The organism is Neobacillus niacini NBRC 15566, assembly GCF_001591505.1.
GTDB classification, from domain to species: Bacteria; Bacillota; Bacilli; order Bacillales; family Cytobacillaceae; genus Neobacillus; species Neobacillus niacini.
Genome location: NZ_BCVA01000093.1, coordinates 1 through 4,703 on the forward strand (window position 1 = coordinate 1; position 4,703 = coordinate 4,703).

The window sequence follows — 4,703 nt, forward strand, 5'->3', positions numbered from 1 at the left end:
GGTAAATGACACAATAAGTTTGGTTTTTAAATCATGAGTAATCAAATTCTTATTGGTCTAGAATCGGTAAATATTCCCTACATATTTTTTCATTTATGGATAACGGAATAAAAGAGGTGCAATATAAAACTGTTACTAAGAATTAACAGTGAGGGATAAAATGATGTACCAACAAATTCATGATATAGGAAGCAAATATCATTCATTTAAAACAGACATATGGCTGCAGCACGATTTATTTAGTCTTGGGTGGTGGAGTATCGTTATAGACGGAGTAATTCCGCTAAATTAATTATTTCCATTTAAAAAAGCTCAAATAGACGGAGAGATTCCGCCTATTGGCTTGAAAATTTTAAAAATGAGAGGTTTTGGTTTGCATAACCGGAGAACCTCCTCTTATATATCCCCAAACAGGCTCCATTCTGTATTTATCCGGAAAGTCTCCGCTTATATAAGATAATTTTTAGGACCTAAAATGGGTCCATTTTATTTGCATGCATATAGAACGTTTGTTCGTATATAATAGTAGTAATAAATACGAAGGAGTGATTCGATATGGCAATACGTGATCGCGGTAAAATGAAGTGGCAAGGGGCGTTCTTTATGCCGGAGCAAGTAAAAATGCAGCGTGACTTATTTCACGATATGAAGCGGGAAGCTAAGCCGATTTTAGACGAGTATCAGATGGAGGAGTTCGACCTGCGCATTAAGTACGCTCAGGAGTATGAACACGCGGTAAGGTTAACCGTTTGGTCTGATGGCTTTACAACGGACTATACCGGGCGTATACATCGTGTTGATCCTATTACGCATGTGCTGCGCCTAGAGGTAAAGCCTGGGGAATATGAGCATATTGTATTCGATGATGTGACCTCGGTGAAGGTTGTAAATTAGGAGGAAACTCCAAATGGGGAAAGATAGTTTAAGAGGAATTATATATAATGAAACTAAATATCCCGATATTTGGTATATTTACTAAAAAGGAAAGCTAATTTTTTCAGTAAAGAACTTCCCTTTAGGAGTCGTGAGATAAATCCCAAGAAGACAGCACGTTATTATGAACCGACGGACGAAAATTAAGAAGTGAGGTACTTAAATGTCAAAGGATGTTGTAATAAAAATAGCAGGTGAATCCGATATAAACTCTATCCTAGAAATCTACAACCAAGGAATTGAGGATCGGATTGCTACTCTAGAGACCGAACTCAAGGATTACGCTTATATGAAGAATTGGTTTGATAGGCATAAAGGACGTTATAAGGTAATCGTTACGGAACATGAAGGCCAGGTCGTTGGATGGTCATCCTTAAATCAATATAATAATCGAAGTGCCTATGATGGAGTAGCCGACATTTCGGTTTATATTTCTAGGGATTACAGGGGTAAAGGGATTGGAAAGAAACTGCTGATCGAGCTTGAATCCCTTGCCAAACAAAATGGTTTTCATAAAATGGTCCTGTTCACGTTTCCATTCAATCAGTTAGGTCAAGGATTATATAAGACAATGGGTTTTCGTGAAGTGGGCGTATTTAAAAACCAAGGGATACTCGATGGTAAATTTGTTGATGTGATGGCAATGGAAAAATTAGTATAACAGCAACCAGTACAAAGTGTAACTTTATAATCTTACACTCATAAAATATTGAGGAATAAAAAGTAATAATAAAAACTCTAAAGCATTGGATTGATGGCCTTTTGTCATCAATCTTTTTATTTACAATAACTTAACCTTTTAGAACTTGAAATTGCTTCTTTCCTGTTTTAATATATAAGCATATAATTATATTGTTTTAAGGAGCACTACGGATATAAGTTCATGCATTATGTGTCTTTTAAGCGACAGATAATTATAATATTTTATAAGTCTTTATATAAATATATAGTTATGTGCTTATCTTGAGTTAAAAGGAGGGTTCGGTATGTTAAAATCGACCGTTGGAATAGAAAGAGCAGCGAGTGTTTTAAAGTTATTAGGGGATAAAACACGATTAACGATGGTGGCTATTTTGAAACAACGTGAATGTTGTGTGTGTGAATTTCTAGAAGTGTTTGATATGAGTCAACCATCTATCAGTCAGCATCTTCGTAAACTAAAAGACTTAGGATTAGTGAAAGAAGAGCGCAGGGGTCAGTGGATATATTATTCATTGAATTCACAAAGTGATTTATATGGCCTTATTGAGGATGTTTTAGTTCATGTACCTGTTCAAACAGAAAAAATTAAACAGATTGAAAAAAGTAACCCTACGCTTCGTTGTGGTTGTTAACTCAGGACAAAAAGGAGTTCAAAAAAATGAATAATCCAGGAAAAAAACGTCTATCGTTTTTAGACCGGTACCTTACGCTATGGATATTTTTAGCTATGGCAGTCGGTATTGGTTTAGGATTCATCTTTCCAGGATTTGTGGAGGGAATGGATAAATTGCAGGTTGGCACAACATCTATTCCACTTGCAATAGGGCTAATTCTAATGATGTATCCTCCTCTAGCGAAAGTCCGATATGAGGAAATTGGCCGAGTTTTTAAAGATATAAAAGTCCTTGTTTTATCACTTGTACAAAACTGGATTATTGGTCCGATTCTAATGTTTTTGTTGGCAATAATCTTCTTGCCTGATAAGCCAGAGTACATGGTTGGACTAATCATGATTGGTTTAGCCCGTTGTATTGCGATGGTTATTGTTTGGAATGATCTCGCAAAGGGAGATACGGAATATGCAGCAGGACTGGTCGCGTTCAACTCAATCTTCCAAATGCTATTCTTTTCCGTTTATGCCTATGTGTTTGTAACCGTCATTCCAGAGTGGATTGGACTCGAAGGTGCAGTAGTAAACATTACGATGGTGGAAGTAGCTAAGTCCGTCTTCATCTACCTTGGAATACCTTTTATCGCTGGGATGCTCACACGTTTTACATTGGTGAAGGCAAAAGGTAGACAATGGTATGAAAAAGTGTTTATCCCTAAGATTAGTCCGATTACATTGATTGCATTATTGTTTACGATTATCATCATGTTCTCTTTAAAAGGTGATACGATTGTAGCCTTACCGTTAGACGTAGTTCGTATAGCAATCCCATTATTAATATACTTTGTGTTGATGTTCTTCGTTTCATTTTATATGGGAAAGAAAATTGGAGCGAATTACCCTGTAACAACAACTCTTGCTTTTACAGCTGGAAGTAATAACTTTGAATTAGCAATTGCTGTAGCTGTAGGAGTGTTTGGAATCCATTCTGGTGCAGCTTTTGCAGCTGTCATTGGACCCCTTGTAGAAGTGCCGGTTATGATTGCGTTAGTTAACGTGGCATTATGGTTTAAACGGAAATATTTTAAGGAACATGCAGCCTAAAACTAACTTGTAAAAGGTGGTATTCATCATGGAAAACAAAAAAATAATCTACTTCTTATGTACAGGAAATTCATGCCGCAGCCAAATGGCAGAAGGATGGGCAAAGAAACATTTAGGTGAGGAGTGGGAAGTTAAAAGTGCTGGTCTTGAGGCTCATGGATTAAACCCTAACGCAGTTAGAGCGATGAAAGAGGCCGGAATGGATATATCAAACCAAACATCTGATGTTATCGATCCTGAAATTCTAAACAATGCAGATTTAGTGGTTACTTTATGCGGCCACGCTGCAGACCACTGCCCAGTAACTCCTCCGCATGTAAAACGAGTACACTGGGGATTCGATGACCCTGCAAAAGCCGAAGGAACCGAAGAGGAAAAATGGGCATTCTTCCAAAGGGTTCGTGATGAAATTGGTGGCCGGATTAAGCGTTTTGCTGAAACAGGGGAGTAATTATAAATATATAAGTCATACAGGAGGAAATGGACATGAGAATCACTGACGAAGCTCGTGATGAGTTGAAAAAAATGTTCAAAGAACAAAATGCTGATTGCATTCGTATCTTTTTTGATGGCTATGGCTGAGGGCAGCCAAGGATTGGACTACGCCTGGATGGTGTAGAAGCAGATGATATTATTGCGACAATCAATGAAATAAAGGTAGCAATTGACCCTATCATTGAACCAAATACGGAAGACCTTATTCTTGATCGAAGTGGAAATGGACAAGGTATTTCCATGATAGGTAATACGGGTAGATGTTGTTAGAAAAGGACCTTTTCAGGTCCTTTTCCTTTTTACTCTATCAATAGCTAACCACAACACATTCCTTTATCTTCAATTCTAATCGCTAATTGATTATAGGCTTCTAAAAAACGTTCGTATGTCTGGCTACCATATCGTAAGCGGTTGTTTTTGAAAAAGAAGCTAATGGTTAAATCTTTGGCTTCTTCCAGGGAACAATTTCGAGAGATTCTTACTAGATTTAGATAGGATAGAAAATACTCTTTTTTCAACATACCGGCATGGTTAACAGTCAATCTGGCCACCTCCTGATTGAATGGAGTCTTAACAACATACACATTCACAATTGTTTTTTACGATGGTAGTATCTCTCCTCGTTTTAAATCTCGATATAATCCTTTGAAAAAAAGATTCTTTTTGTAAGTCAAACATCTGCCAAGCATTTGCAGCCTTTTTTTCAACTTCCTTTTGGCGTAATTTCATTAATTGCCTTTTTTCGTAGTCATTAAAATACATGATGAACCCCTCCAGTTAATCAAAATAATATTGATATATTAATCAAAAAAAGTTGATTTATTGAATAAAAAAATTTAACAACATGTAGGTTTGAAAA

At 36.7% G+C, this 4,703-nt stretch carries 7 protein-coding genes; 6 read left to right on the forward strand and 1 reads right to left on the reverse strand.

Features of this window, described 5'->3' with window-relative positions; translation table 11 throughout:
- Positions 1–160 precede the first annotated feature (160 nt).
- The 6 genes from BANA01_RS30720 (at position 161) to arsC (ending at position 3,800) form a co-directional block, all read left to right on the forward strand.
- The gene (locus tag BANA01_RS30720) at positions 161–292 is read left to right on the forward strand and encodes a hypothetical protein (RefSeq protein ID WP_268875118.1); all 132 of its coding nucleotides are present in this window, start codon (positions 161–163) and stop codon (positions 290–292) included.
- Between the two features lie 263 nt (positions 293–555).
- Complete coding sequence (locus tag BANA01_RS28655) at positions 556–894, forward strand: YolD-like family protein (protein WP_034672588.1); 339 nt, start codon at positions 556–558, stop codon at positions 892–894.
- A 202-nt stretch (positions 895–1,096) separates the two neighbouring features.
- Positions 1,097–1,594, forward strand: coding sequence for an arsinothricin resistance N-acetyltransferase ArsN1 family A (locus BANA01_RS28660; protein WP_034672590.1), 498 nt, complete (start codon positions 1,097–1,099; stop codon positions 1,592–1,594).
- Positions 1,595–1,919: 325 nt separating this feature from the next.
- On the forward strand, positions 1,920–2,267 hold the full coding sequence (locus tag BANA01_RS28665) for an ArsR/SmtB family transcription factor (protein ID WP_034672592.1): 348 nt from the start codon (positions 1,920–1,922) through the stop codon (positions 2,265–2,267).
- A gap of 26 nt (positions 2,268–2,293) precedes the next feature.
- Complete coding sequence (gene arsB, locus BANA01_RS28670) at positions 2,294–3,349, forward strand: ACR3 family arsenite efflux transporter (protein ID WP_034672594.1); 1,056 nt, start codon at positions 2,294–2,296, stop codon at positions 3,347–3,349.
- A gap of 28 nt (positions 3,350–3,377) precedes the next feature.
- Positions 3,378–3,800, forward strand: coding sequence for an arsenate reductase (thioredoxin) (gene arsC, locus BANA01_RS28675; RefSeq protein WP_034672597.1), 423 nt, complete (start codon positions 3,378–3,380; stop codon positions 3,798–3,800).
- Positions 3,801–4,158: 358 nt separating this feature from the next.
- Here the strand turns inward: arsC and BANA01_RS28680 are convergent, their stop codons facing one another.
- Positions 4,159–4,386, reverse strand: coding sequence for a hypothetical protein (locus tag BANA01_RS28680; RefSeq protein WP_034672600.1), 228 nt, complete (start codon positions 4,384–4,386; stop codon positions 4,159–4,161).
- Positions 4,387–4,703 lie beyond the last annotated feature (317 nt).